This window comes from Oerskovia sp. USHLN155 (genome assembly GCF_037145535.1).
GTDB classification, from domain to species: domain Bacteria; phylum Actinomycetota; class Actinomycetes; order Actinomycetales; family Cellulomonadaceae; genus Oerskovia; species Oerskovia rustica.
The window spans coordinates 23,159-46,092 of sequence record NZ_JBBCXG010000016.1 but is presented as its reverse complement, the minus strand read 5'-3'; the positions used below and the strand labels follow the sequence as shown (position 1 = coordinate 46,092).

The 22,934-nt window shown below is 71.2% G+C and carries 19 protein-coding genes, 1 pseudogene and 1 riboswitch; of the genes and pseudogenes, 11 read left to right on the top strand and 9 right to left on the bottom strand.

What is annotated here, in order from left to right; genetic code table 11:
* The 4 genes and pseudogenes from WFH32_RS18800 to WFH32_RS18785 form a co-directional block, all read right to left on the bottom strand.
* Window positions 1–110, bottom strand: a pseudogene (locus WFH32_RS18800) (superoxide dismutase); the annotation flags it as partial.
* A 254-nt stretch (window positions 111–364) separates the two neighbouring features.
* Entirely contained in the window at window positions 365–1,006 is a 642-nt protein-coding gene (locus WFH32_RS18795) for a lysophospholipid acyltransferase family protein (RefSeq protein ID WP_336708818.1), read from the bottom strand.
* Between the two features lie 209 nt (window positions 1,007–1,215).
* Window positions 1,216–2,772 carry an outer membrane protein assembly factor BamB family protein gene (locus tag WFH32_RS18790; protein ID WP_336708816.1) on the bottom strand — a complete coding sequence of 519 codons (1,557 nt, stop codon included), beginning with the start codon at window positions 2,770–2,772 and terminating at the stop codon, window positions 1,216–1,218.
* 43 nt (window positions 2,773–2,815) lie between these two features.
* Complete coding sequence (locus tag WFH32_RS18785) at window positions 2,816–4,039, bottom strand: NYN domain-containing protein (protein WP_336708814.1); 1,224 nt, start codon at window positions 4,037–4,039, stop codon at window positions 2,816–2,818.
* A gap of 125 nt (window positions 4,040–4,164) precedes the next feature.
* On the opposite strand from WFH32_RS18785, the gene WFH32_RS18780 reads away from it, so the two are divergent.
* The 10 genes from WFH32_RS18780 (at window position 4,165) to WFH32_RS18735 (ending at window position 18,676) form a co-directional block, all read left to right on the top strand.
* On the top strand, window positions 4,165–5,397 hold the full coding sequence (locus WFH32_RS18780; RefSeq protein WP_191797070.1) for an ROK family transcriptional regulator: 1,233 nt from the start codon (window positions 4,165–4,167) through the stop codon (window positions 5,395–5,397).
* A complete protein-coding gene (locus WFH32_RS18775; RefSeq protein WP_191797068.1) occupies window positions 5,397–6,377 on the top strand; it encodes a carbohydrate ABC transporter permease in 981 nt (326 codons plus the stop codon). Before WFH32_RS18780 ends, WFH32_RS18775 begins: the two co-directional genes overlap by 1 nt.
* Window positions 6,370–7,263: a carbohydrate ABC transporter permease gene (locus tag WFH32_RS18770; RefSeq protein WP_138826926.1), complete on the top strand. Its 894-nt coding sequence runs from the start codon at window positions 6,370–6,372 to the stop codon at window positions 7,261–7,263. Before WFH32_RS18775 ends, WFH32_RS18770 begins: the two co-directional genes overlap by 8 nt.
* Before the next feature lie 32 nt (window positions 7,264–7,295).
* On the top strand, window positions 7,296–8,561 hold the full coding sequence (locus tag WFH32_RS18765) for an ABC transporter substrate-binding protein (protein ID WP_336708811.1): 1,266 nt from the start codon (window positions 7,296–7,298) through the stop codon (window positions 8,559–8,561).
* A 114-nt stretch (window positions 8,562–8,675) separates the two neighbouring features.
* Window positions 8,676–9,872 carry a glycoside hydrolase family 15 protein gene (locus WFH32_RS18760; RefSeq protein WP_336708810.1) on the top strand — a complete coding sequence of 399 codons (1,197 nt, stop codon included), beginning with the start codon at window positions 8,676–8,678 and terminating at the stop codon, window positions 9,870–9,872.
* Entirely contained in the window at window positions 9,869–12,139 is a 2,271-nt protein-coding gene (locus WFH32_RS18755) for a glycoside hydrolase family 31 protein (RefSeq protein ID WP_336708808.1), read from the top strand. Before WFH32_RS18760 ends, WFH32_RS18755 begins: the two co-directional genes overlap by 4 nt.
* Before the next feature lie 336 nt (window positions 12,140–12,475).
* On the top strand, window positions 12,476–14,059 hold the full coding sequence (locus WFH32_RS18750; protein ID WP_336708807.1) for an Abi family protein: 1,584 nt from the start codon (window positions 12,476–12,478) through the stop codon (window positions 14,057–14,059).
* A gap of 244 nt (window positions 14,060–14,303) precedes the next feature.
* Window positions 14,304–14,406, top strand: a riboswitch (SAM riboswitch).
* Window positions 14,407–14,518: 112 nt separating this feature from the next.
* The gene (locus tag WFH32_RS18745; RefSeq protein ID WP_336708805.1) at window positions 14,519–15,568 is read left to right on the top strand and encodes a methylenetetrahydrofolate reductase; all 1,050 of its coding nucleotides are present in this window, start codon (window positions 14,519–14,521) and stop codon (window positions 15,566–15,568) included.
* A 20-nt stretch (window positions 15,569–15,588) separates the two neighbouring features.
* The gene (gene metE, locus WFH32_RS18740) at window positions 15,589–17,943 is read left to right on the top strand and encodes a 5-methyltetrahydropteroyltriglutamate--homocysteine S-methyltransferase (RefSeq protein ID WP_191797056.1); all 2,355 of its coding nucleotides are present in this window, start codon (window positions 15,589–15,591) and stop codon (window positions 17,941–17,943) included.
* 148 nt (window positions 17,944–18,091) lie between these two features.
* Complete coding sequence (locus tag WFH32_RS18735) at window positions 18,092–18,676, top strand: hypothetical protein (protein WP_191797054.1); 585 nt, start codon at window positions 18,092–18,094, stop codon at window positions 18,674–18,676.
* Window positions 18,677–18,769: 93 nt separating this feature from the next.
* Here WFH32_RS18735 and WFH32_RS18730 read toward each other — a convergent pair whose 3' ends face one another.
* Complete coding sequence (locus WFH32_RS18730; RefSeq protein WP_138826934.1) at window positions 18,770–18,979, bottom strand: hypothetical protein; 210 nt, start codon at window positions 18,977–18,979, stop codon at window positions 18,770–18,772.
* 96 nt (window positions 18,980–19,075) lie between these two features.
* Window positions 19,076–19,324 (bottom strand): DUF2630 family protein, encoded by a 249-nt coding sequence (locus WFH32_RS18725; RefSeq protein ID WP_191797052.1) that lies wholly within the window; start codon window positions 19,322–19,324, stop codon window positions 19,076–19,078.
* Window positions 19,325–19,513: 189 nt separating this feature from the next.
* Here WFH32_RS18725 and WFH32_RS18720 point away from each other — a divergent pair, with 189 nt between their 5' ends.
* Complete coding sequence (locus WFH32_RS18720; protein ID WP_138826936.1) at window positions 19,514–19,783, top strand: GlsB/YeaQ/YmgE family stress response membrane protein; 270 nt, start codon at window positions 19,514–19,516, stop codon at window positions 19,781–19,783.
* A gap of 200 nt (window positions 19,784–19,983) precedes the next feature.
* Here WFH32_RS18720 and WFH32_RS18715 read toward each other — a convergent pair whose 3' ends face one another.
* The 3 genes from WFH32_RS18715 to WFH32_RS18705 form a co-directional block, all read right to left on the bottom strand.
* Entirely contained in the window at window positions 19,984–20,295 is a 312-nt protein-coding gene (locus WFH32_RS18715; RefSeq protein ID WP_030153341.1) for a metal-sensitive transcriptional regulator, read from the bottom strand.
* 164 nt (window positions 20,296–20,459) lie between these two features.
* Window positions 20,460–21,713 (bottom strand): MFS transporter, encoded by a 1,254-nt coding sequence (locus tag WFH32_RS18710; protein ID WP_336708802.1) that lies wholly within the window; start codon window positions 21,711–21,713, stop codon window positions 20,460–20,462.
* Window positions 21,714–22,865, bottom strand: a complete 1,152-nt coding sequence (locus WFH32_RS18705) for an NAD(P)/FAD-dependent oxidoreductase (protein WP_336708800.1) — start codon at window positions 22,863–22,865, stop codon at window positions 21,714–21,716.
* Window positions 22,866–22,934 lie beyond the last annotated feature (69 nt).

Below are 22,934 nucleotides of genomic sequence, written 5' to 3'. Positions count from 1 at the left end.
ACGTAGGCCTGGTGGTGCTTGGAGTGGTGCAGCTCCATGATGCGGCCGGAGATGTGGGGCTCGAGTGCGCCGTAGTCGTACGACAGCTCGGGAAGGGTGTAGACAGCCATGGTGAGTCCTCTCGTTCGGTGTCGGCCACGCTAGGACCTCAACCGTGGTTGAGGTCAAGTCGGACGCCCTCGGGGCGCGGTGGTGGCGGGCGGACCCGCCGGGCGCGATCCCTGGGGCACGTGGCCCTGCCCCGAGCACATCATGACCGGGCGGGTCTTGCACGTCCTTCTCAGGAACGTGGGCGTGTCCCGGCTGACCGGTGACCGGTGGCTGGGAGTGGCTGGACGGGCGGCTGACGGCCGGCGCCGGCAGGTCAGCTCGCGCGCTGCTGGCCGCTCATCGCGTGGATCGAGTCCATGACCTGCTCGGTGAGCTCGCGACGGGCCTGCGCGGGCTTGCCCGACGTGATCTGGCGCGCGGGCTCGATGGGAGCCCCGAACTGGACGGTCACGCGGTGGATGCGCGGGAGGCGCGAGCCGACGGGCTGGACCTTGTCGGTGCCCTGGATCGCGACCGGCACGATCGGTGCGTGGCCTGCGAGCGCGAGCCACGCGACGCCGGTGTGCCCCTTGTGGAGCTGGCCGTCGCGCGACCGCGTGCCCTCGGGGTAGATCCCGAACGCGCCCCCACGGTTGAGCACCTCGAGCGCGTCCTCGAGCGAGCGCTGACCGGCGCGCGGGTCGTCGCGCTGCACGGGGATGTGGCCGAGGGTCGTGAAGAACCACCGGGAGATCCGGCCCTTGAGCCCGGTGCCCGTGAAGTACTCGGCCTTGGCGAGGAACGTGACGTGGCGCGGGGCGACGATGGGGATGAGGAGCGAGTCCACGAACGACAGGTGGTTGCTCGCCAGGATGACGGGTCCGCGCCGCGGGATGTTGTTGAGGCCTGTGACCCGTGGCCTCAGCAGCGTGAAGGCCAGGAGCGACAGGATCAGCTTCAGCACCCGGTACGTCATCCGTACATTGTGCACCGACGTGCAGCCGAGCCCGACGGCGAGGCCCCGGTCTGCGCGCAGGACCCAGCGCAAGAGCGCGGTGCGCCAGGCAGAACCCGGGCCCGTGCACGGATGTTCACGCGCGGTGGATCGCTGCGCACCGCCCTGTGAGCGTGACCGTGCGGGCCGTCGGCGGACCCGCCTGCCTGCCTGCCTGCCACGAGACCGGGTCACCCGAGGCGCAGGATCCGCTGACCGTCGACCGCCAGGAGCCTCCCGCCGACCGCGACGAAGCCGTAGGGCTCGACGGTCAGCGGCTCCTCCCATCGCGTGCTGCCGTCGGCCAGGTCGATCGAGGACCATCGCGCCCCGTAACCTGGCTGCGTCCCCAGCACGACGGTCAGCGACCCGTGTCCCGCGAAGGCCGCCGACACGTCGCTGCTCGACGACCCGCCGCGCTCGGAGGCCCGCCAGGTCCACAGTTCCTCGCCCGTGACGTTGTCGACCGCCACGGCCCCGGGGAAGGTGCCGACGACGGTCATGTCCCGGGTCGCGAGCAGGACCTGCGCGGTGTACCGCGGGAAGGCCCAGACCTCGCGCCCGTCCTCGGCGAGGGCGGCGAGCCCGGAGCCCGACCGGACGAACAGCAGAGGTGGCGCGGTGCCGTCCGTGGCGAGCGGCTCGAGGACCTCGCTCACGCCTCGCAGGAGCACCTCGCCCGCCGCGTCCAGGACGTCCGTCCCCGTCCCGTCGCTCGCCGTCCTGGTGAACCGGCCGTCGGCCAGACCCACGACGTACGCGTCGTCCCCGGACGACAGCACCTCTCCTCCCGGGGAGAACGTGGCGCCCACCAAGCATCCCCAGACCGAGATCGTGCCCGCCATGTTGTTGAAGTACACGGACTCCCGGTCGTCGACCATCGTGCCGTCCCAGTCGATCTCGCAGGTCCCGTCGTCCTCGGCGTCCTCGGCCGGGACGAGGTGCGTCCAGCGCACGTCGCCGGTGCGCGCGTCCTCCACGGTCACGACGAGCCCTTGGTCGTCCCGTACCGCCCTCACGAGGTCGCCGTCCGCGAGCACCTCCGCGGCGCCGCGAGAGGTGTCGAGCGCACGCTCGGAGAGCGTCCTGCCGTCGAGCCCGAGCACGGAGACCGTCGTCGGCGGGCGGGTGGGGTGCGACGGCACGACGTCTTCCAGGCTCCCGCCGCTGAGGCACGTGATGGTCGCCAGGGCTTCGGCCCCCTCGGCGCGCGCGAAGAAGGTGCCGCAACGGCTCCTCCCGAGGTCCGCGCGCCGCCAGACCTCCTCTCCCGAGGTCAGGTCGTGGGCGACCAGCGCTCCGTCGCCCGGCACGAGGAGGAGGTCGCCGGACAGCGTCGGCCAGGCCTCGCCGGTGTCGACGCTCCAGGCCTCGTCGGGCGGCTGCGTCAGTCCGACGACCCCGCCGACGGCGGTCCGCAGCAACGCGTCGGCCTGGCGGGCACGGACCATGTCCAGCGCGGTGAGCCCGCCGAGGACGAGCACGAGGGTTCCGGCCACGCCGGTGACGACCAGGCGTCGGCGGCGGTGCGCCCTCGGGTCGCGCGGGACCGGGACGACCCCGTCGTCACCACCGCTCGTGCCGGCGCCGCCGGGAGCGGCGGGAGCGACGTCGTCGGGCGGGGTGTCAGGCCTGCCGGAGGGCGCGCCGGGACGCAAGGACCGCGACGCGAGCAGGTCGTCGTCGTCCAGGTCGTCGACCGCCTCGAAGGCGATCTCGCGGGGTTGCTCTCGTCGTCGAAAGGGCACGCCCGGAGCCTAGCGGCCGGACGCGCCCTGTCGGACGGTGAGATCAGCGCGTGGCGACCGACACGAGGTAGTCGTCGGCGTCGTCGTCCCAGCGCAGCTCGATCGCGCCCGCGGTCTGCGCGGCCTTGCAGAACTGGAGGAAGCTGCGGTAGCCGAGCGCCTTCTCGCTGAAGTCGGGGCGCTTCTTGCGGAGCTGGTTCTTGAGGCCCGACAGCGGCACCGAGTCGCCCTGCTCGCCCACGACGGTGCGCAGCAGCGCGAAGTCGTCGCCCGCGTGGCCGCGCTCGGGCAGCGAGACCTCGGGGTCGCCCGTGGCGGGGCCCGCGCTGAGCTGCACGACGCCGCGCTCCTCGAGGTAGCGCAGGAACTCGCCGAAGTTGCGGAAGCCGTAGTCGGCCTCGCTGAACGTGGGGTCCTTGCGCAGCAGCGTGCGCTTGAGCGTCGAGGCGACGACGGCTCCGCTCGACGAGCTCGACAGGTCCGCGAGGGTCTGCGCGACGAGGACCGCGAGGTCCTCGTCCTCGTTGGTCGAGGAGGCCCCGTGCCCGACGGCGGGGCCGAGCTCGGCCTCGACGTCCAGCGGGGCGGGGGCCGGCTCGGGATCCGACGGCGCCGCCTCGGCGGCCGACGTGGTCGGCGCGGGCGGCGTCGCAGCCTCGGGCGCCGGGGTGGACGTGGCCTTGCTCGACGAGCCGGAGCTCGAGCCCGACGAGCGGCTCGACGACTTGCGGGCGGTGCTGCGGTTCGAGCTGTTCGAGGAGCGCTTGCGCTCGACAGGCTCGTCGGGGATCTCGACGCCCTCGAGGCGGTCGTAGAAGAGGAACTCGTCGCACGCCGGGGGCAGCAGCTTGGACGTCGAGTTCTCGACGCCGATGCCGATCACGCGCTTGTTGAGCTCGCGCAGCTTGTGCACGAGGGGAGAGAAGTCGCTGTCCCCTGTACACATCACGAAGGTCGAGATGTACTCACGCTCGAAGGCCATCTCGATCGCGTCGACGACCATCTTGATGTCGGCGGCGTTCTTGCGCGAGGCCCCCATGCGCTGGGGCATCTCGATGAGCTCGACCTGGTGGCGGGTCAGGGAGCGGCGGTCCTCGTCGAAGTAGGACCAGTCGGCGTAGGCGCGACGGACGACGACGCGACCGCGCGCGGCGAGCGCGTCGGCGATCGGCTTGAAGTCGAAGGTCATCCCGCCCAGGTGGTCGCGCGCGCCCAGCGCGAGGTTGTCGTAGTCGAGGAAGACGGCCAGACGTTCTTCGGTGTCCATGTCGGCCAGGGTATTGCCCGCACGGTCCGAACGCCCATCCGCCGCGGCGACCAGCACGTTTGACACGTCTCGGCATGCGGACTTAGTTTGGGGCTAAAGATAGTTCCGAACAAAGGAGTTCTCCGGTGCCGACCACCACCGCTCGAAGCGACCACGGCGCCGCCGCGACGCTCGCGCTCCTCGGAACGCGAGGCCCCAGGAGCCGCGCGGCCATCGCCCGCGAGCTCGGTGTCAGCCCCGCGACCGTCACCCAGATCACCAAGGACCTCGTCGAGCGAGGCCTCCTGGTCGAGCTCGAGACCGTGCCGAGCCAGGGTGGGCGCCCCGCCCGCCTCCTCGGGCTGAGCAGCGCACCCGCCCCCCGCGCGATCGGGGCCAAGGTCACGGCCGACCACGTCGCGATCGTGTCGGTCGGCTTCGACGGCGAGGCCCTCTCGCAGTCGTCGCACCCGTTCGACCCCCGCCGCCCTGACGCGCTCGACGCCCTCGGGCACCTCCTGCGCGACGTCCTCGCGGCCGAGGACGGCCCGGTCCTCGGCGTCGGGATCGGCATCCCCGGCTCGGTCGACGCCCAGGCCTCCGGGGTCGTGACCGCCCCGACGCTCGGCTGGACCGCGGTCCCCGTCGGCGCCTCGCTGCGCCACACGCTCGGCGTGCCCGTCCTCGTCGAGAACGACGTCAACACCCTGGCCGTCGCCGAGCACCTGTACGGCACCGGGCGCGAGCACGCGTCGTTCCTCGTCCTGACGATCGGTCGCGGCATCGGCTCGGGGCTCGTGGTCGACAGCACCATCCGGCGCGGCGCCGCGGGCGGGGCCGGCGAGATCGGCCACTTCCCCGTGACCGAGGGCGGCCCGCTCTGCGGGTGCGGCAACCATGGGTGCCTCGAGGCGTACATCGGCGACGACGCCCTGCGCACCCGCGCGATCGCCGCAGGCGTCATCGGCCCCGACGGGACGGTCGCCGAGCTCGTGGCCCGCGCCGACGCGGGAGACCAGGGCGCCCGGGACCTCTACCACGAGGCCGGACGCCTGCTGGGACGCACGCTCGCGGGCGTCGTCCACCTCCTCGACCCCGAGCTCGTCGTCCTGCTCGGCGAGGGCATCGGCGCCTGGGCCCACTGGCAGAGCGGCTTCGAGAAGACGTTCCGGGCACACCTCCTGCCCACCCGCCGAGCCATCCCGTTCGTCGTCGAGCCCTGGGCCGACGACAAGTGGGCCCTGGGCGCCGCCGCCCTCGTCCTGGCCACCCCGTTCGACGCCGCGGGCGCGTCGGGCGACCAGGGACGACTCGTCGTCGCCCGCATGCAGACCGACGCCGGCAGCGCGCCGGCCCTCACCCCCACGAGGAGACAGTGATGTCCGTCCCCGCCACGGCGCCGCCACGGGCGGCCGCGCCGAAGCGCCCGACCCCGCAGCGACGGAGCACGTCCTCACGGTCGCGGTGGCGCAACCGGGGGTGGGTCCTGTTCTTCCTGCTCCCCAGCGCCGTCCCGCTCGTCGTGTTCACGCTCGCCCCCATGGTGAACTCGCTCTGGGTGAGCCTGCACGACTGGAACCTCGTCTCGCCCATGAAGTGGGTCGGCCTCGACAACTACGCCGACCTGCTGACCTCGGACGACACGTGGCGGGTCCTCGGGAACACCCTGTTCTACATCCTGGGCTATCTGCCCCTCGTCTACGTGGGCGGTCTGGGCCTGGCCATGCTGCTCAACCGGGCGCTCAAGGGCCGCACGTTCTTCCGCGCGGCCTACTTCCTGCCCGTCATCACGAGCTGGGTCGTCGTGGCCCTCGTGTGGCAGTGGCTCCTCAACCCGTCCAACGGCCTCGTCAACCAGCTCGTCCAGCCGGTGCTCGACGGGCTGAACGGGCTCTTCGGGACCGACATGACCGCCCCCGGGTGGTGGACCGACCCGCAGTGGGCGATGCCCTCGGTGATCCTCGCCTCGGCGTGGAAGGACCTCGGGTTCGTCATGGTCATCCTGCTCGCCGGTCTCCAGGCGATCCCCGGTGACGTGCTCGAAGCCGCCCGCGTCGACGGCGCCGGAGCGTGGAAGCGCTTCTGGCACATCACGTTCCCGCTGCTGTCCCCCTCGACGTTCTTCGTGCTCGTCATCTCGCTCATCAACGGGTTCCAGGTCTTCGACCAGGTGTACGTGATGACGGGCGGCGGACCCTCCGGCGCGAGCCAGGTCGTGGTCGGCCAGATCTACGACCTCACGTTCCGCTACGGCCGGGCAGGGGACGCGTCCGCCCTGTCCTGGATCCTCTTCGTCCTGATCCTCATCGTCACCGCGCTCCAGATGCGCGGTCAGCGCAGGTGGGTGAACCATGCCTGAGACCCTCGTCCCGACAGCCCCCGTCACACCGACCACGGCCCCCACCTCTCTGCGGCGCCCCCGGCGCTCCGCCGGTCAGATCCTCGGACGCATCGCCCTGTACGCGTCCGTCGTCGTCGGCGCGGTCATCATGCTCTTCCCGTTCCTGTGGACGGTCATCACGTCGATCACGCCGAGCGGCTCGCTCTCGGGCGGCCCGTCGCTGATCGTCGAGGACCCGACGCTCGACGCCTACCGGACCCTCATGGAGTCCATGCCGGTCTGGCGGATCATCGCGAACTCGTTCGGGGTCGCGGTCGTCGCGACCCTGCTGCAGATGATCACGGGGTCCATGGCGGCCTACGGTTTCAGCCGCCTGCGCTTCAAGGGCAAGAACATCGTGTTCGCGGCCTACCTGGCGACCCTCATGATCCCGCTCCAGGTCCTCGTCGTGCCGCTGTTCATCCAGATGACGCGGCTCAACCTCAACGACACGTACTTCGCACTGCTCGCACCGTCGATCGCGTCGGCCTTCGGCATCTTCCTCCTGCGCCAGGCCGTCGACGGCGTGCCCCGCGAGCTCGACGAGGCCGCGACGCTCGACGGCGCCGGTCACCTGCGGATCTTCGGCCTCATCGTCCTGCCGCTCGTCAAGCCCGCGCTCGCGACGCTCGCGGTCTTCGCCTTCATGGGCTCCTGGAACAGCTTCCTGTGGCCCCTGGTCGTCATCCGCTCCCCCGAGCTCATGACGCTCCCCCTGGGGCTGTCCACGCTCCAGGGCCAGTTCACGACCCAGTGGGACGTCGTCATGGCGGGCTCGGTCGTGTCGATCCTGCCGATCGCGATCGTCTACATGTTCGCGCAGCGCCACATCATCGCCGGCATGTCCCACACCGGCCTCAAGTAGGAGTACGCACCCCCACCGAAAGGAGAGGTCTCATGACCTCACGCTTCAACGGGCGCACCGCTGCGCTCGTCCCGCTCGCACTCGTCGGCGTCACCGTGCTCGCGGGCTGTGCCCAGGGTTCGGCGACCACGACCACGGGCGCGGACGGCAAGACGGTCGTCCGCTACATGAACTTCACCTCGAACGACGGGCACGAGAAGGACCTCGACACCATCGTCGCGGCCTACGAGAAGGAGAACCCGGACGTCGACGTCCAGGTCGAGACGATCCCGTACGCGGACTACTTCACCAAGCTGCAGACCGCGTTCGCCGGGAAGACCGTCGCGGACGTCGTGGACCTCAACTACGAGAACTTCGTGTCCTACGCCGAGTCCGGCGCCCTGGCGCCGCTCGAGGACGTGGACGCCGCCCCGTACAAGGACACGCTCCTGGAGTCCTTCACGCACGACGGCACCCAGTACGGGCTCCCGTCGTCGTACTCCAACGTCGTCCTCTACTACAACAAGGCGCTCTTCGACGCCGCCGGGCTGGAGTACCCCACGGCCGACTGGACGTGGGCGGACGAGCAGGCCGCGGCGACCGCGCTGACCGACACCGCCGCGGGCGTGTACGGCGACTTCCAGCCCGTGACGTTCCACGAGTTCTACAAGGTGCTGGACCAGGCGGGAGGCCAGTTCTTCACCGAGGACGGCTCGGCCTCGGCGTTCGACAGCCCGGAGGGCGTCAAGGCGGCCACCTGGCTCGTCACGAAGCCCGGGACGGTCATGCCCACCGAGGCCGACGGGTCGAGCACCCCCGACTTCGACAAGGACCTCTTCTCGGCAGGCAAGCTCGGCATGTGGCACTCGGGCATCTGGATGTTCGACGCCCTGTCCCAGGTCGAGGGTCTCGACTGGGACATCGTCGTCGAGCCCGGTGACGCCTCGAAGGCCTCGGCCCTGTTCACCAACGGGGTAGCCGTGACCGCGGCCTCGAAGGAGAAGGAGGCCGCCCAGGACTTCGCAGAGTTCCTCACGGTCTCGCCCACCGCGGTCGACACCCGGCTCGCGAGCTCGTGGGAGCTTCCGCCCGTCGCCGACGAGGAAGCCCTCGCCCCGTACCTCGAGCAGACGCCGCCCGCGAACCGTCAGGCCGTGCTCGACGCGCTCGACACCGTCGCCCTCCCGCCCGTGCTCGCCGCACAGCAGGAGATGCAGGACGCGATCAACGAGGAGCTGTCCAACGCGGCCGCTGGCCGCAAGACCGTCGAGCAGGCCCTCACCGACGCCGCCGCGCGCGTCGACCAGCTCCTCGGCTGAGCCCGCTCGCACAGCACCCGTCCGGCCGGTCGTGGTGCGTGGTCCCGGACCACGCGACCACGCACCACGACCCGCCCATGCCGGACGTCCACCCCTAGCACCAGGACGAATTCCATGAGCCTCGCCCTCCCCACGACGTCAGAAGACCTCGACCGCCTGCGTGACCTGGCGCGCACCTCCGCGGAGGTGATCGCACAGCACCAGGACAGCGGCGGCGCCTACCCGGCCTCGCCCACGTTCAGCGCCTACCAGGGCTACGCCTGGTTCCGCGACGGGTCGTTCGTCGCCGAGGGGATGTCCCGGTACGGCGCCGTCGAGTCCGTCGACCGGTTCCACCGGTGGGCCGTGGGCGTCCTGACCTCGCGCGGCGAGCACGTCGCGGACCTGCTCGCGCGGGCCGACCGCGGCGAGCAGCTCCCCCTGACCGACATGCTCCCCACGCGTTTCCTGCTCGACGGCGCCGACGGCCAGGACCCCTGGTGGGACTTCCAGACCGACGGCTACGGCATGTGGCTGTGGCAGCTCGTGACCCACGCGGAGCGCCACGACCGCCCGCTCGACCCGTACCGCGAGGCCGTCGCCATCGCGGTCGACTACCTGCTCGCGACGTGGGAGCTCCCCTGCTACGACTGGTGGGAGGAGCACGTCGAGGAACGCCACCCCTCGACGCTGGCCCCGGTCCGCGCGGGCCTCCTGGCCGTCGCGGGCGCCCGGTGCGCGGACGGCTCCCCGCTGCTCGACGACGCCCGCTCGGCCCGGGCCTGCGAGGTCGCCGACGCGATCAGCGCGCTCGTCCGGGCGGACGGCATGACCTCGGGCCGCGCGAGCGACCCCGACGCCCCGCACCTCGCGAAGTGGTTCGGCTCGGGCGCGGTCGACGCGTCGCTCGCCGCGTGCGTCGTGCCGTTCGGCCTCGTGGAGCCCGGTTCGCCGGTCGCCGAGGCCACGCTCGACGCCGTCGCGCGCGACCTCGACGTCGACGGCGGCGTGCACCGCTTCCGCGCGGACGTCTTCTACGGCGGCGGCCAGTGGCTGCTGCTGTCCGCGCTCCTCGGCTGGAACCACGCCCGCGCGGGCCGGACCGACGAGGCGTGGCGCCACCTGCGGTGGATCGCGTCGCACGCCGGACCCGACGGGCAGATGCCCGAGCAGGTCCCCGACCACCTGATGCACCCCGGCTCCCGCGACGAGTGGATCGAGCGCTGGGGTCCCGTGGCCCTGCCCCTGCTGTGGTCCCACGGCATGTACCTGATCCTGGCCGACGAGCTCGGCCTCCTGACGACCGACCCGAACACGGAGCAGCACTCATGACCACCCTGATCCACCGCCCGGCCGGTATCGGCCACCCCTACGCCGCGTCGGCCGACCAGCGCCTGCCCGTGCACCCCGGGGCCGGGACCTCCGTGAGCCTCGGCGTCGTCGTCGAGGACGCCCCGACCGACGTCGCCGTCGCGTGCGAGTGGGACGACGGCTCGCAGGTCACGACGTTCGCCGCCGCGCCCGGGTCCGTGTCCCCCGCGGACGCGGCCGCGCTCGCGGGCGGCGACGGGCACCTCGCCGCTGCCCAGGCGGGCCAGCTCACGGCCGACGGCGCCTGGCACGCCACGAGCCCGACCCTCGAGGCGGGCCGCCGCTACCGCTACCGCTTCGCCACGGCCGACGCCGCCACCGAGTGGTTCGAGGTCAGCGCGGGGACGTGGACCTCGACCGCCCCGACCGGGGCCCGCGGGGTGACCGTGGGCGGCGTGCCCGCCGACGAGCACCCGCTCGTCGTCCCCGGCTCGGTCGAGTGGTGGACCGACGAGGACGGCGCCCGGCGCGTGCGGTTCGCGTTCCGCCTCGACGCGTCCGAGCACGTGGTCGGGTTCGGCGAGCGGTTCGACGCCGTCGACCAGCGCGGCAGGAGCCTCGACGCCGTCGTGTTCGAGCAGTACAAGTCGCAGGGCGCGACGGGACGCACCTACATGCCGATGCCGTTCGCGCACGTGGTGGGTGGCTCCGGCTGGGGCTTCCACGTCCGCACGTCGCGGCGCACCTGGTACGACGTCGCCGCCTCCTCGCCCGACCTGCTCGTCGTCGAGGCGGCGCTGGGCGACGACGCCGCGCTCGACGTCGGCGTCTACGAGGGCAGTCCCACGGAGGTCCTCAAGGCGTTCGGCGACGAGGTCGGCCGGGCCGAGGAGCTCCCGTCGTGGGTCCTGGGCCTGTGGGCGTCGGGCAACGAGTGGAACACCCAGCAGCTCGTCATGAACCAGATGGACGCGCACCGCGACCTCGACGTCCCCGTGAGCGTCGTCGTGATCGAGGCATGGAGCGACGAGGAGGGCATCACGATCTTCCGCGACGCCCGCTACGAGACCAACGCCGACGGCGCCCCGCACGTCGCCTCCGACTTCACGTACCCGGCCGACGGCGCCTGGCCCGACCCGAAGGGCATGATCGACGAGCTGCACTCCCGCGGCGTCAAGGTCGTCCTGTGGCAGATCCCCCTGCTCAAGACCGAGCACGACCTCGGCCCCGACGTGCCGCACGAGGCCCAGGTGCTCGCCGACGGGCGCGCCATGGTCGCGGCCGGGCACGCGGTCCGCGAGGAGGACGGCAGCGCCTACCACAACCGCGGTTGGTGGTTCCCGCAGTCCCTCATGGCCGACCTGTCGACCCCCGAGGGCCGTGCGTGGTGGACCGCCCGTCGCCAGTACCTCGTCGCCGAGCTCGACGTCGACGGCTTCAAGACCGACGGCGGCGAGCACGCGTGGGGCGACGAGCTCCGGTACGCCGACGGGCGCCGGGGCGACGAGGGCAACAACCTCTACCCCGTGCACTACGCCCGCGCGTTCGGCGACCTGCTGCGCGCGAACGGCAAGGCTCCCGTGACGTTCTCCCGCGCCGGGTTCACCGGCTCGCAGGCCCACGGCCTGCACTGGGCGGGCGACGAGAACTCGACCTGGGAGGCGTTCCGCTGGTCCATGAACGCGGGCATCACGGCCTCGGCCTGCGGCATCGTCTACTGGGGCTGGGACCTCGCCGGCTTCTCCGGCCCCGTGCCCGGCTCGGAGCTCTACCTGCGAGGGGTCGCGGCCGCGACGTTCAGCCCCGTCATGCAGTACCACTCGGAGTTCAACCACCACCAGCGCCCCCTGCGGGACCGCACGCCGTGGTACGTCGCCGAGACCAACGACGACCCCGAGGTCGTGGACGTGTTCCGCGGCTTCGCGAAGGTCCGCGAGCGCCTCGTGCCGTACCTCGCCGAGCAGGCGCGGCACTCGATCGCCACGGGTGCTCCCCTCATGCGCGGGCTGTTCGTCGACCACGCGCACGACGAGAAGGTCTGGGAGCACGCCGACGAGTACCAGCTCGGCGACGACCTGCTGGTCCACCCCGTGACCGAGGAGGGCGCCACGACGTGGACCACGTACCTCCCGGCGGGCGAGTGGGTCGACGCCTGGACGGGGCGGCCCGCCACGGGTGAGCCCAGCGGGACCGGGGTGCTCGTGACGCGCGACGTCCCGCGCGACGTCATCCCGGTGTACGTCCGTGCGACGGCCTGGGACGCCCTGGCGCCGGTCTTCGCGCGGTAGTCGCTCGTCGGTCCGGCGGGCCGACAGCGCCGCCGACGCCGCTCCGTCTGCGGCGAGCAGGGCCCCACCCGTCCGCGGGTGGGGCCCTGCTCACGTATGCTGTCGCTGCTGCCCGGAATCCCGCAGACGGATGAGCCCGGCTCTCGTCGCCAAGCCGTCAGCCCTGGTTCCTCTCAACGCCAGGATCACCGGGACCATGGCCGTCGCCCACCCTTGACGCTCCTCCCCTTCGCCCGTAACCTGGGGGCAACACGACAGGCTCGCTTCTCTAGATGAGACGCGGGCCTGTTCTTTTTCGTTCTACCACTCCAGTGCCTGCTCCAGTAGATTGCGCACGTGACGAGCCTGGACAGCACTTACGCAAAGCCGTTCCTGACGGTGCCGGAGCAGGCTCGTCGTCTACGCGAGCGCGGGATGGACTGCGGCACAGCGTCCTTCGCATCCGGCGTCCTGGAGCGCTATGGGTACTACCGTCTCTCGGGCTACTGGCATCTGTATCGGGCACGACCGACGCCTCCCGAACCGCGGTTCGACGATGATGGGCGCGAGATCCGACTCGACTCGTTCGTCGACGGGACCAGCCTCTCGCACGTAGTTGCCCTCTACGACTTTGACCACGAGCTCCGTACGCGCCTGAACGACATACTCAGCTCGATCGAGACCTCGTTTCGGTTCTTCATCGGCCACAGGCTCGGCAGAGCCGGCACGTTCGCGCATAGGTGTCCGGAGACTCTGGGAGCGGTGCACGAACCCGAACCCGGTGTGGTTCCCGAACCGACTGCGGCCTATCGCGAATGGCTCGAGGAGTACGAGCGCCACGAGCGACGCGCCCGGGACGTGTTCGTCGTGCACTTCCGCGAGAAGTACGGGCCACATCTCCCGATCTGGGTCGCAACCGAGGTGATGTCGTTCGGGGTACTCAGCAACCTCTATACCTTAATGCCACAGGTCGACCAAGAGATTCTCGCAGCACGGTTTCAGATCCACACCGCTGACGGTCACGGGGACCGTGGGGCACTTGCAAACTGGCTCAACAACCTTCGGAACGTGCGGAATATCTGCGCACACTACGGTCGACTGTGGAATCGCACGTTTGACGTTCTGATCGACGCTCCGGGGCAGGCACGGAAGGAGGTCGGCGTCACCCACCTCGCTTGCCTCGCCGACACAGGAGTCAACAACAAGCTCTACGGCGTGGTCCTGATCATGCGCCATCTGCTCTTGAGCATCGCGCCAGGTCGGACCGATGTAGTCGATCTCGTCGACTTCATCGAGTCTCGGTCGCTAAGACTTCGGTTCTCGATGGGTCAACTGGGCTTCCCCACCGATTGGAGATCAAATCCGGTCTGGGACCGCGGCTTCAGGATCGACTCTGCGCCCATGCTGGCGGCGAACTTGCTCGATCAGACCGAGAGCCTCACCGCCGCCAACACACGCGCAGCGCTCGTTGGCGCTGAACTCGAGGCGACCGGGACGCCACCGACATCGGAGCAGGAGGGACGCGCGAGGAAGAAGGCCCAGCGACAGCTGCTGAAGACCTATCGCCATTTTGGGGTGGTGCTCGAGGTCGAGATCGGCGGGGCGAAGTACTATCCCGCATTCCAGTTCCGTGACGGGAAGATCATTGACGCGCTCGCAGAGGTGAACAAGTTCCTTAGCGACAAGTGCGTCGGCGCCCAATCCGTGCACGTCACGGCAGCCCTGCTCGACTGGTGGCAGACACCACACCCATGTTTGCCTAGGCACACAGATGGCTCCTATCGGTCACCTCTCGACCTGCTGAACTCGGTGACCGAGGCGTGCTTTACGAAGATCATCGAGGAGACTGACGCCATGACCAGTTTCGCGGTACAGCTCATGGCTGACTCATCCGCGTACGCGCCAACGATGTCTGAGCCTGTGTCGCCGATCATTCATTGAGCCGCACTCGACAGCGTGAGTCACCCGGCGCCGGCAAACCTGCGCGGAGATCGAACGAGGTCGACCGCCAGTCCGCCCACGCGTGAACAGGCGTACGTTGGAAGGGCGAACGCGGGGACCGACGGAGCGACCCTGCGACAGCGTGGACGGAACGCGGACCGACCTGAACGACCACCCCGGACCCCTGCGTCTCACGCTTCGAGCAGATATTGGCTCAGATCATGGATTCCCCCTACGATCGGCAACACCATCCAGAGCGGTCGAGAGTCCTGGCTCGTTGACACCGCAGCAACCCCCCAACGGAAGCCTCCCGCGGGTACGGGTGCTACAGCCAGGTTCGATGGAGCGATTCATGACCGAGGCATCTTCCTGCGCAACCCCGCACCGCACCGGGGTCCCACGCGCCGCCCGCACGGCCCCCGTGGCCATCACCAGCACGCCTCTCGTGGCGGTCGCGCGATGAGCATCGTCGACCTGGGGCACTTCGGGCACGAGGCACCGCGACCCACGGTGTCGTTCGAGCTCATGCCCCCGCGCCGCCCCGACGCCGCGCCCAAGTTCTGGGAGACCGCGCGCCGGCTCGTCGCGACCTCGCCCGACTTCGTGTCGGTCACCTACGGCGCGGCCGGTACGGACCGCGAGACCTCGCGCCGCGTCATCAGCCAGCTGCTGCACGGCACGCCTGTGCTGCCCATCGCGCACCTGACCTGCGTGGGTGCCTCGCGCGAGGACGTCGAGGACGTCATCACGGACTTCCTCGACGCGGGTGTGCGCAGCTTCCTCGCCCTGCGGGGCGACCCGCCGCGCGACCAGCCGGACTGGCGCCCCGCCGAGGACGGCGTGCGGTCGAGCACCGAGCTCGTGGCGCTGCTGCGTGAGGTCGAGGCCGCGCGCTGCGCCGCGAGCCCGAGCGTCGCGCTGCGCGGCGCGGCCCGCCCGCTGACCATCGCGGTCGCGACGTTCCCCGACGGGAACCTCGCCGCCGGGACGAGCCGCACCCAGGAGGTGCGCCGCCTGTGGCAGAAGCAGCAGGCCGGTGCGGACTTCGCGATCACGCAGCTCTTCTACGAGGCGTCGTCCTACATCGACTTCGTCGCCGAGGCGCGTGCCGCCGGGGTGACCATCCCGATCCTCGCGGGCCTCCTGCCCATGACGGACCCGGCCCGCCTCGCGCGCGTCGAGGAGCTCACGGGGGTCCCCGCGCCGCGCGGCGTCGTCGAGGACCTCGAGGCGGAACCGGACCCGGCCGCGCGCCACGCGCTGGGCATCCGGCACTCGGTCGAGCTCGCCCGCCAGGTCCTCGCGGCCGGCGCGCCCGGCCTCCACATCTACACCTTCAACAAGCACCAAGCCGCTCTAGACCTGCTCGAGGGAGTCGACCTCGGCGGTGGGGCAGCGGGGGACGCCAGCGGCGTCTCGTCCCGCACCCCCGACCTGGCCAGCGGGCCGTGGGTCTCCGGCACTCCCCTTCCCTCCTCCGAGCCTGCCCTGGGCAGCGCATCGGTCTGACCAGTTCAGAGGTAATCATCATGAGTGCACCCACGTTCCCCTCCGGTTCCGTCCTCGGCTACCCCCGCATCGGCCCGCGCCGCGAGCTCAAGAAGGCCGTCGAGTCCTTCTGGGCCGGCAGGACCACCGCCGACGAGCTCGAGGCCACGGCCTCGGCGCTGCGCGTCGCCGTAGCGAAGCGCCTCGTCGACCTGGGCCTCGACGCCTCGTCGGGCGCCGTGCCCGGCTCGTTCTCCTACTACGACCAGGTGCTCGACGTCGTCGCTCTCCTCGGGGCGGTCCCGTCCCGCTTCGCGTCGCTCACCGACGCGAAGGGTGCGCTGGACCTCGCGGGCTACTTCACCGTCGCGCGCGGCGCCGGTGAGGACGCCCCGCTCGAGATGACCAAGTGGTTCGACACGAACTACCACTACCTGGTCCCCGAGATCAGCGAGTCCACGCCGTTCCGCTTCGCGGACGACCGCGTCGTGCGCCAGTTCGTCGAGGCCAAGGACGCGGGCGTCGTGACCCGGCCCGTCGTCGTCGGGCCCGTGACTTTCCTCGCGCTGTCCAAGGCCGCCGACGACAGCGCGCCCGGCTTCAGCCCGCTCTCGCGTCTCGCGGACGTCCTGCCCGTGTACGTCGAGCTGCTGCGCGCCCTGGCCGCGGCGGGTGCACCGTGGGTGCAGCTCGACGAGCCCGCGCTCGTGTCCGACTCGATCGACGTCCCGGCCGCCGAGGTCCACGCCGCGGTCACCGAGGCGTACCGCGTGCTCGCGACCGAGCTCGCGGTGGGCTCCGAGCGCCCCGCGATCCTCGTGGGCGCGCCGTTCGGCGGGCTCCAGGGTGAGCACGACGGCCTCGCGCTCCTGGCCGCGACCGACGTCGAGGCGATCTCGCTCGACCTCGTCAAGGGCGTTGTCCCCGCGGTCCCCGTCCCGGGCCTGGCGGACAAGACCGTCGTCGCGGGCGTGATCGACGGCCACAACGTCTGGCGTGCCGACCTCGCGGCGAAGCTCGCCCTGGTCGAGGGGCTGTCCGGCCTGGGCGCCGGCGCCGTCACGGTCGGCACGTCGACCTCGCTCCTGCACGTCCCGCACGACGTCGAGGACGAAGACTGGACGAACGGCTCGATCGACGCCCGCCTCCGTGACTGGCTCGCGTTCGCGGACCAGAAGGTCGGCGAGGTCGCGATCCTCGCCCGGGCGCTGACCGAGGGTCGTGACGCGGTCGCCGACCAGATCGAGGCGTCCCGCGCGGCGGTGGCCTCGCGCGCGGTGGCGAGCGGCGTCGTCGTGCCTGCGGTGCGCGAGCGTGCGGCGGCCCTCACCGAGGGCGACTTCTCGCGCGGCGACTACGCCGAGCGCGCGGCCGCCCAGCAGGCCAAGCTGAACCTCCCGCTGCTGCCGACCACGACCATCGGGTCGTTCCCGCAGACCCCGGAGATCCGCCGGGCGCGCGCGCTCAACGTCAAGGGTGAGCTGTCCGACACGGACTACACGACCGCGATGCAGGACGAGATCCGCCGCGTCGTCGAGCTCCAGGAGCAGATCGGCCTGGACGTCCTGGTGCACGGCGAGCCCGAGCGCAACGACATGGTGCAGTACTTCGCGGAGAACCTCGACGGGTTCGCGGTCACGGCGAACGGCTGGGTCCAGTCGTACGGGTCGCGCTGCGTGCGCCCGCCGATCCTGTGGGGCGACGTCACGCGTCCGGCGCCCATCACGGTCGACTGGTCGACGTTCACGGCCTCGCTCACCGAGAAGCCGGTCAAGGGCATGCTGACCGGTCCGGTCACGATCCTCGCGTGGTCGTTCGTGCGCGACGACCAGCCGCTCGGCGACACGGCGAACCAGGTGGGCCTGGCGCTGCGTGACGAGATCGCGGACCTCGAGGCCGCCGGCATCGGCATCATCCAGGTCGACGAGCCCGCGCTGCGCGAGCTCCTGCCGCTGCGCAAGGCCGACCAGGCCGCGTACCTCGACTGGTCGGTGAGCTCGTTCCGCCTCGCGACCGCGGGCGTCGTGGCCGAGACGCAGATCCACACGCACCTGTGCTACTCGGAGTTCGGTGAGGTCATCGGCGCGATCGACGGTCTCGACGCCGACGTGACGTCGGTCGAGGCTGCGCGCTCGCGCATGGAGATCGTGCCCGAGCTCGCCGAGGCCGGCTACGCGCGCGGCATCGGCCCGGGCGTGTACGACATCCACTCGCCGCGCGTCCCGTCGACCGAGGAGGTCACCGACCTGCTCGAGCTCGCCGTGAAGTCGATCGACTCGCGCCTCGTGTGGGTCAACCCCGACTGCGGCCTCAAGACGCGCCGCTACGAGGAGACCGTGGCCTCGCTCGAGAACCTCGTCTCGGCGACGAACGCGGTGCGCGCCCAGCTCGGCTGATCGTCGCGACGCCCCGGGGGCGGTGGGCTCAGGCCCACCGCCCTCTGGGCAGTTCTCCCCGTTCCGCCCCACGGTCCTCCACCAGTAGCATCGGCGCGCACGTCATCGCTCCACCATGGGGCGAGGCACCCGTCCCGATGGGGGAACCATGCACGCCGCAGCACCCGCTCCGACCACGACCGACCTGCCGCTCTGGGTGGACGGGCGCAAGAAGATGCGCCTGACCGCCGTCGTCTCCCCGTTCCTGGCCGCGGCGCTGCTCACGGTCGTCGCCTTCCTGCGGTTCGGCGACGAGGAGAGCTTCGTGCTGTTCCTCGTCATCGCGCTCGTCGCGGTGCTCGCGATCATCCTCCCGTTCCTCGTCTACTGGGTGCGCGAGGCGAAGCCCGTCACGGTCGACCTCGCGGCCCGGACGCTGCGCATCGGGGACGGTCCGGCGCGCCCGTTCGCGGACGTCACGTACGCGTACACGCGGATCGAGCAGGGCTCCCTCACGCTGCGCTTCGGGTTCTCGGAGGCCGAGCGCACCGCGATCCTGCGCAACCTCACGCAGGTCGTGAGCTTCCGGCTGCCCGAGGCCGACGCACGCGCCCTCATGGAGGTCTTCGCGGGGTCGAGCCTGCCCGAGGAGAGCACGGCCACGAAGGCCTTCATGGCGCAGAAGGTCCTGCTGGGCAAGGCCGACGCGATCGAGGTCGTGGCAGCGCTCGCGCAGCTCCCTCGCATCGCCTGAGAGGGACACAGGTCGTCCGCGACGACGAGAGGGGCCCCGCACCATCGGTGCGGGGCCCCTCTCGTCGTGCGGCGGCCGTGCGGCCGTTCCGCGTCAGCGGTCGCGGCCCGCCATCGGGACGAAGCAGCCGAGGGTGACCATGACGAGACCGGCGGAGAAGATCAGCGCGTGGTTCGACTCGACCGTGAAGGCCCACCCGAAGGCGACCATCCCGCCCACGAACAGGACCATCGCCACGAGGAAGCGGGCGACGGCCCCGGCTCGCTCGGTGGCCTCGTTGCTCTGCGTCGTCTGGCTGCTCATGCTCTTCGCTCCGTACTGGTCGTGGGGTCACGCGTTGTTCCCGCGTGCCGCGGGAGGGACTTCCCGACGACGGCACGAACGCGAGGCGTCAGGCCGTCAGTCCAGGTAGTGCTCCACCGTACCGGCATCCCGGATCGACGCAGCATCCGGGTCGCTGCCGAACTCGCGGGCGGCGTCGCGCTGACGCAGCAGGTCCCAGCACTGGTCGAGCTCGGTCTCGATCGCGCGCAGGCGCGTGTGCTCCTCGGACGCGGTGATCTCCCCGTCGGCGAGCTCGTCGCGCAGCCTGCGCTCCTCCGCCACCAGGTCGCCGATGTACTGCCGGATGCCTCGGTCCTCAGCCATTCCTCCACGGTACGACCGACCGGGCGCGTGGGCGCGCGTTGCCACCCGTCGCGCACCCTCGCAAGCGGAAGGCCGCGAAAAGTGACGTGTCCGACGTTCGGCGCCTTTCGGCGTGCGAGCCGCCCGAGCCGGTGTCAAGGTAGGGACTCACCGGCCAATAAGGCACATACGGGACAAAAGGAGAATGACATGGGTTTCCTCGCATTCATCGTTCTGGGACTGCTCGCCGGACTCATCGCTCGCGCCATCCTCCCGGGCAAGCAGACCGGGTCGATCCTGATGACGATCCTCCTCGGGATCCTCGGCGCGCTGCTCGGCGGCTGGCTCGGGAGCGTCCTGTTCTCGGCTCCGCTCGAGGAGTTCTTCTCGATCCAGACGTGGCTGCTCGCGATCGTGGGCTCCGTCATCGTGCTGGGCATCTACGGCGCGATCCGCGGCCGCAACGGTCGCACCGCCTGACCGCACAGCTCACCCAGGCCGTCACCGCGCGCCCGTCGCGCCCCGTCCGGCCGCGGTGACTACACGAAAGGCCCGCCTCCTCGTCACGAGGAGGCGGGCCTTTCGTCGCACCTGAGGGCCTGAGAGCCTGAGGGCCCGAGAGCCCTGTCAGGTTTCACGACGTCCGACGCCGGAGGCCCGGCCAGGAGGTCGGGAACCGGTCAGGAGCGGACCAGTCGAGCGATCGCGTCGCTCGCCTCCTTGATCTTGAGCGCCCCGGCGTCCTCGCCCATCTTGGCCGCGTCGACGACGCAGTGCTTGAGGTGGTCGTCGAGCAGCGCCAGCGCGACGACCTCCAGGGCGCTCGTCAGGGCGCTGATCTGCGTGAGGATGTCGATGCAGTACTTCTCGTCGTCGATCATCTTGGAGATTCCGCGGGCCTGCCCCTCGATACGGCCCATGCGCTTGAGGTAGTTCTCCTTGTCGCTCATGTACCCGTGATGCTGCGTCGAGGGCTCGCGAGAGTTTTCCATCGTGCATTCCTTACGTTCCGGCAGTGCGAGGACGTCGAGATCGGTGGCAACCAATGCTCGGGCTGTTGACATAATACCAGCCGCCATCAATCACCTCTTTTCCTCACGACGCATGCTCAGCACATTCCTGCGGGCGCGGGGGACCGAGATCCGGGTGATCGCGTTCATCGGCGACCGGCCCGCGCGGACCCGTCCGAGGCGGACGCCGCGGCACGCAGGTCGCCCAGGTCCTGGTCGTCCCGGACGCGCAGACGCGCCACGGTCGCGACCAGGCACAACCCGACGATCACCGCGCCGAGGACGGTCGTCGCACCGGCGAGCGAGACGAGCGGGACGAGCACCCCGGCAATGATCGACGGCACCCCGAAAGCAAGATAGGAGATGGTGTACATGACGGCCATGACGGCCGCTCTCTCTGTCGGCGCGACCCGGGGCATCAATGTCTGCAGAACTCCCATGAAAGCGGTACCGAATCCCGCACCGAGAATCATGGCAGCAAAGATGTACCCGGGAAATGAATGCACGGCGAGCGCCGCCACGCTCAGCGCGGTGCCCGCGCCGAGGGCGAACGTGCCGAAGACGCTGACGACCCGGGCCGGTCGCCGGCGGAGCGCGACGGACGCGACGACCCCCGAGACCGCGAAGACGGTGATGCCGATGCTCTGCCGGACGTGCGTCGTCGCTCCGAGCTCGCTCGCGACGACCGACGACCCGAGGGCGAGGAAAAGCCCGTTCGTCGCCCAGCCGGCGACGATCGCCGGGGTCGCCACCGCCAGTCGCCGACGCACGTGCCGGGGGACGGCGAGCCGTGGGACGGTCCACGGTGTGCGCGCGGCGGGGACGCGCACGACGTCCGGGGTCGACCAGACGACGGCGGCGACCAGGAGGAAGACCGCGGCGAGCACGCCGAACACGACGTCGGCGGGCTCGCTCGCGTGGTCGAGGGCGAGCGCCCCCGCGAGCGCCCCCGTCCCGAGCCCGGTCATGGGCGCGACCGTGTTCCACAGCGCCGCTGCCCCCGGACGCCGCGGAGAGGCGAGGTCGACCACCATGGCGGACAACGCCGGGAGCAGCAGGCCCGCCGCGACACCCTGGAGCGACCTGGCCAGGAGGAGCGTGGCCAGGTCGTCCGCCTGCCAGAACAGCACGAGGCTGGCGACGAGGACCACGGAGCCCACCGTGACGACGGGCCGGCGACCCACCACGTCGGACATGCCGCCCGCGACGAGCAGAGCGCCGAGCATCGTGAACGCGTAGACGGCGAAGACCGACGTCGTCGCGACCGGGACGAGCCCGAGGCGCTCGGTCAGCTCCGGGTAGAAGGGGGAGGGTGCGCTCGCCGCGACCATGAGCAGGAACGTCCCGACGATCGCCAGGCGAGAGCCCCGCCGTCGCGCCCCGGTGGTGAAGGACTGCATCTAGGCGCGCGCCTCGTGGAGTCGGCTGCCCCACCCGTAGATCTCGCCCACCGCCTCGATGCCGCTGACGCCGACGACGGTACCCTCCTGCTCGTGCAGGACCACGAGCCCGTCGGCCTGCGCGACGCGCGTGCCGGGGTGTCCCGTGTACCCGACCCCCGAGATCATCCGTCCGTGGATCGTCGCCATGTACGCGCTGCGGGGCCGGTACGGGCCCGGGTCCTCGCCGCGGCCGAGGTCGTGCAGCACCGTCTGCGCGGCGTGCACCCCCTGCGCGGCACTGTCCTCCCAGTGGTCGATGCGCCATGTCCCGAGGTGGTCGTCGTGATGCACGGCGACGCCGCCCGCCGCGTACACGGCCCCGTGCCCGTGGACGCGGAGCCGGTCGTCGACGGCGACGCCGTCACGCCACGGTGATGGAGCGGCGGGCGTCGTGCCGAGCGCGACGACGACGAGATCGACCTCGAGGTCGGTCCCGTCGTCGAGGGTCACGACCGTCGCGTCCGGCGTCGCGAGGACGCGACGGACGGTGCGACCGAAGAACGTGGTCACCCGGGCCTCGTGGTCGGCGGCGACGCGCTCGGCGACCGGTCGGCCGAAGCCGGCCACGCCGGGGACCTGGCTGCGGGCGGCGAGGCTGACCCGGTGCCCCAGCACCTGCAGCGTCGAGGCGGTCTCGGACGCGATCAGCCCGCCCCCGTAGATCGCGACGCGCGCGGACTCCCCGCACGCCGCGATCGCCTCCTGGAGGCGCACGGCGTCGTCGAGCGAGTGCAGCGTGAGCAGGCGGCCCGCCCGGACGGCGTGCTCCACCCCCGCGACGTCGGCGTCCAGGCCTCGGGGCCCGCTCCCGGTCGCCACGAGGAGCGCGTCGTAGGAGATCGTGGCCCCCGAGGCCAGGTGGACCTCCTGCGTCGCGGGGTCGACCCGCTCGGCGGTGTCGGCGACGAGCTCACCGTGGGGCGCGGGCAGCCGGATCAGCTCGGGCGCGGCCTGGCCGTAGGCGACGTTCTTGACGAGCATCCGCGAGTACGGGATCTCGCCGGTCCGTCCGACGACGGTCGTCCGGACGTCGCCCTGACCGGCGAGGGCTCGGGCGGCGGCCGTACCGGCCGACCCTGCCCCGAGGATCACGGCGTGGCGTTCGGTCATGGGATGCGTTCTCCAGGTTCGGTTGGGGCGCCGCCCCGGCGAGCGCGGCGAGGGCCTCCGAGCAGCGGG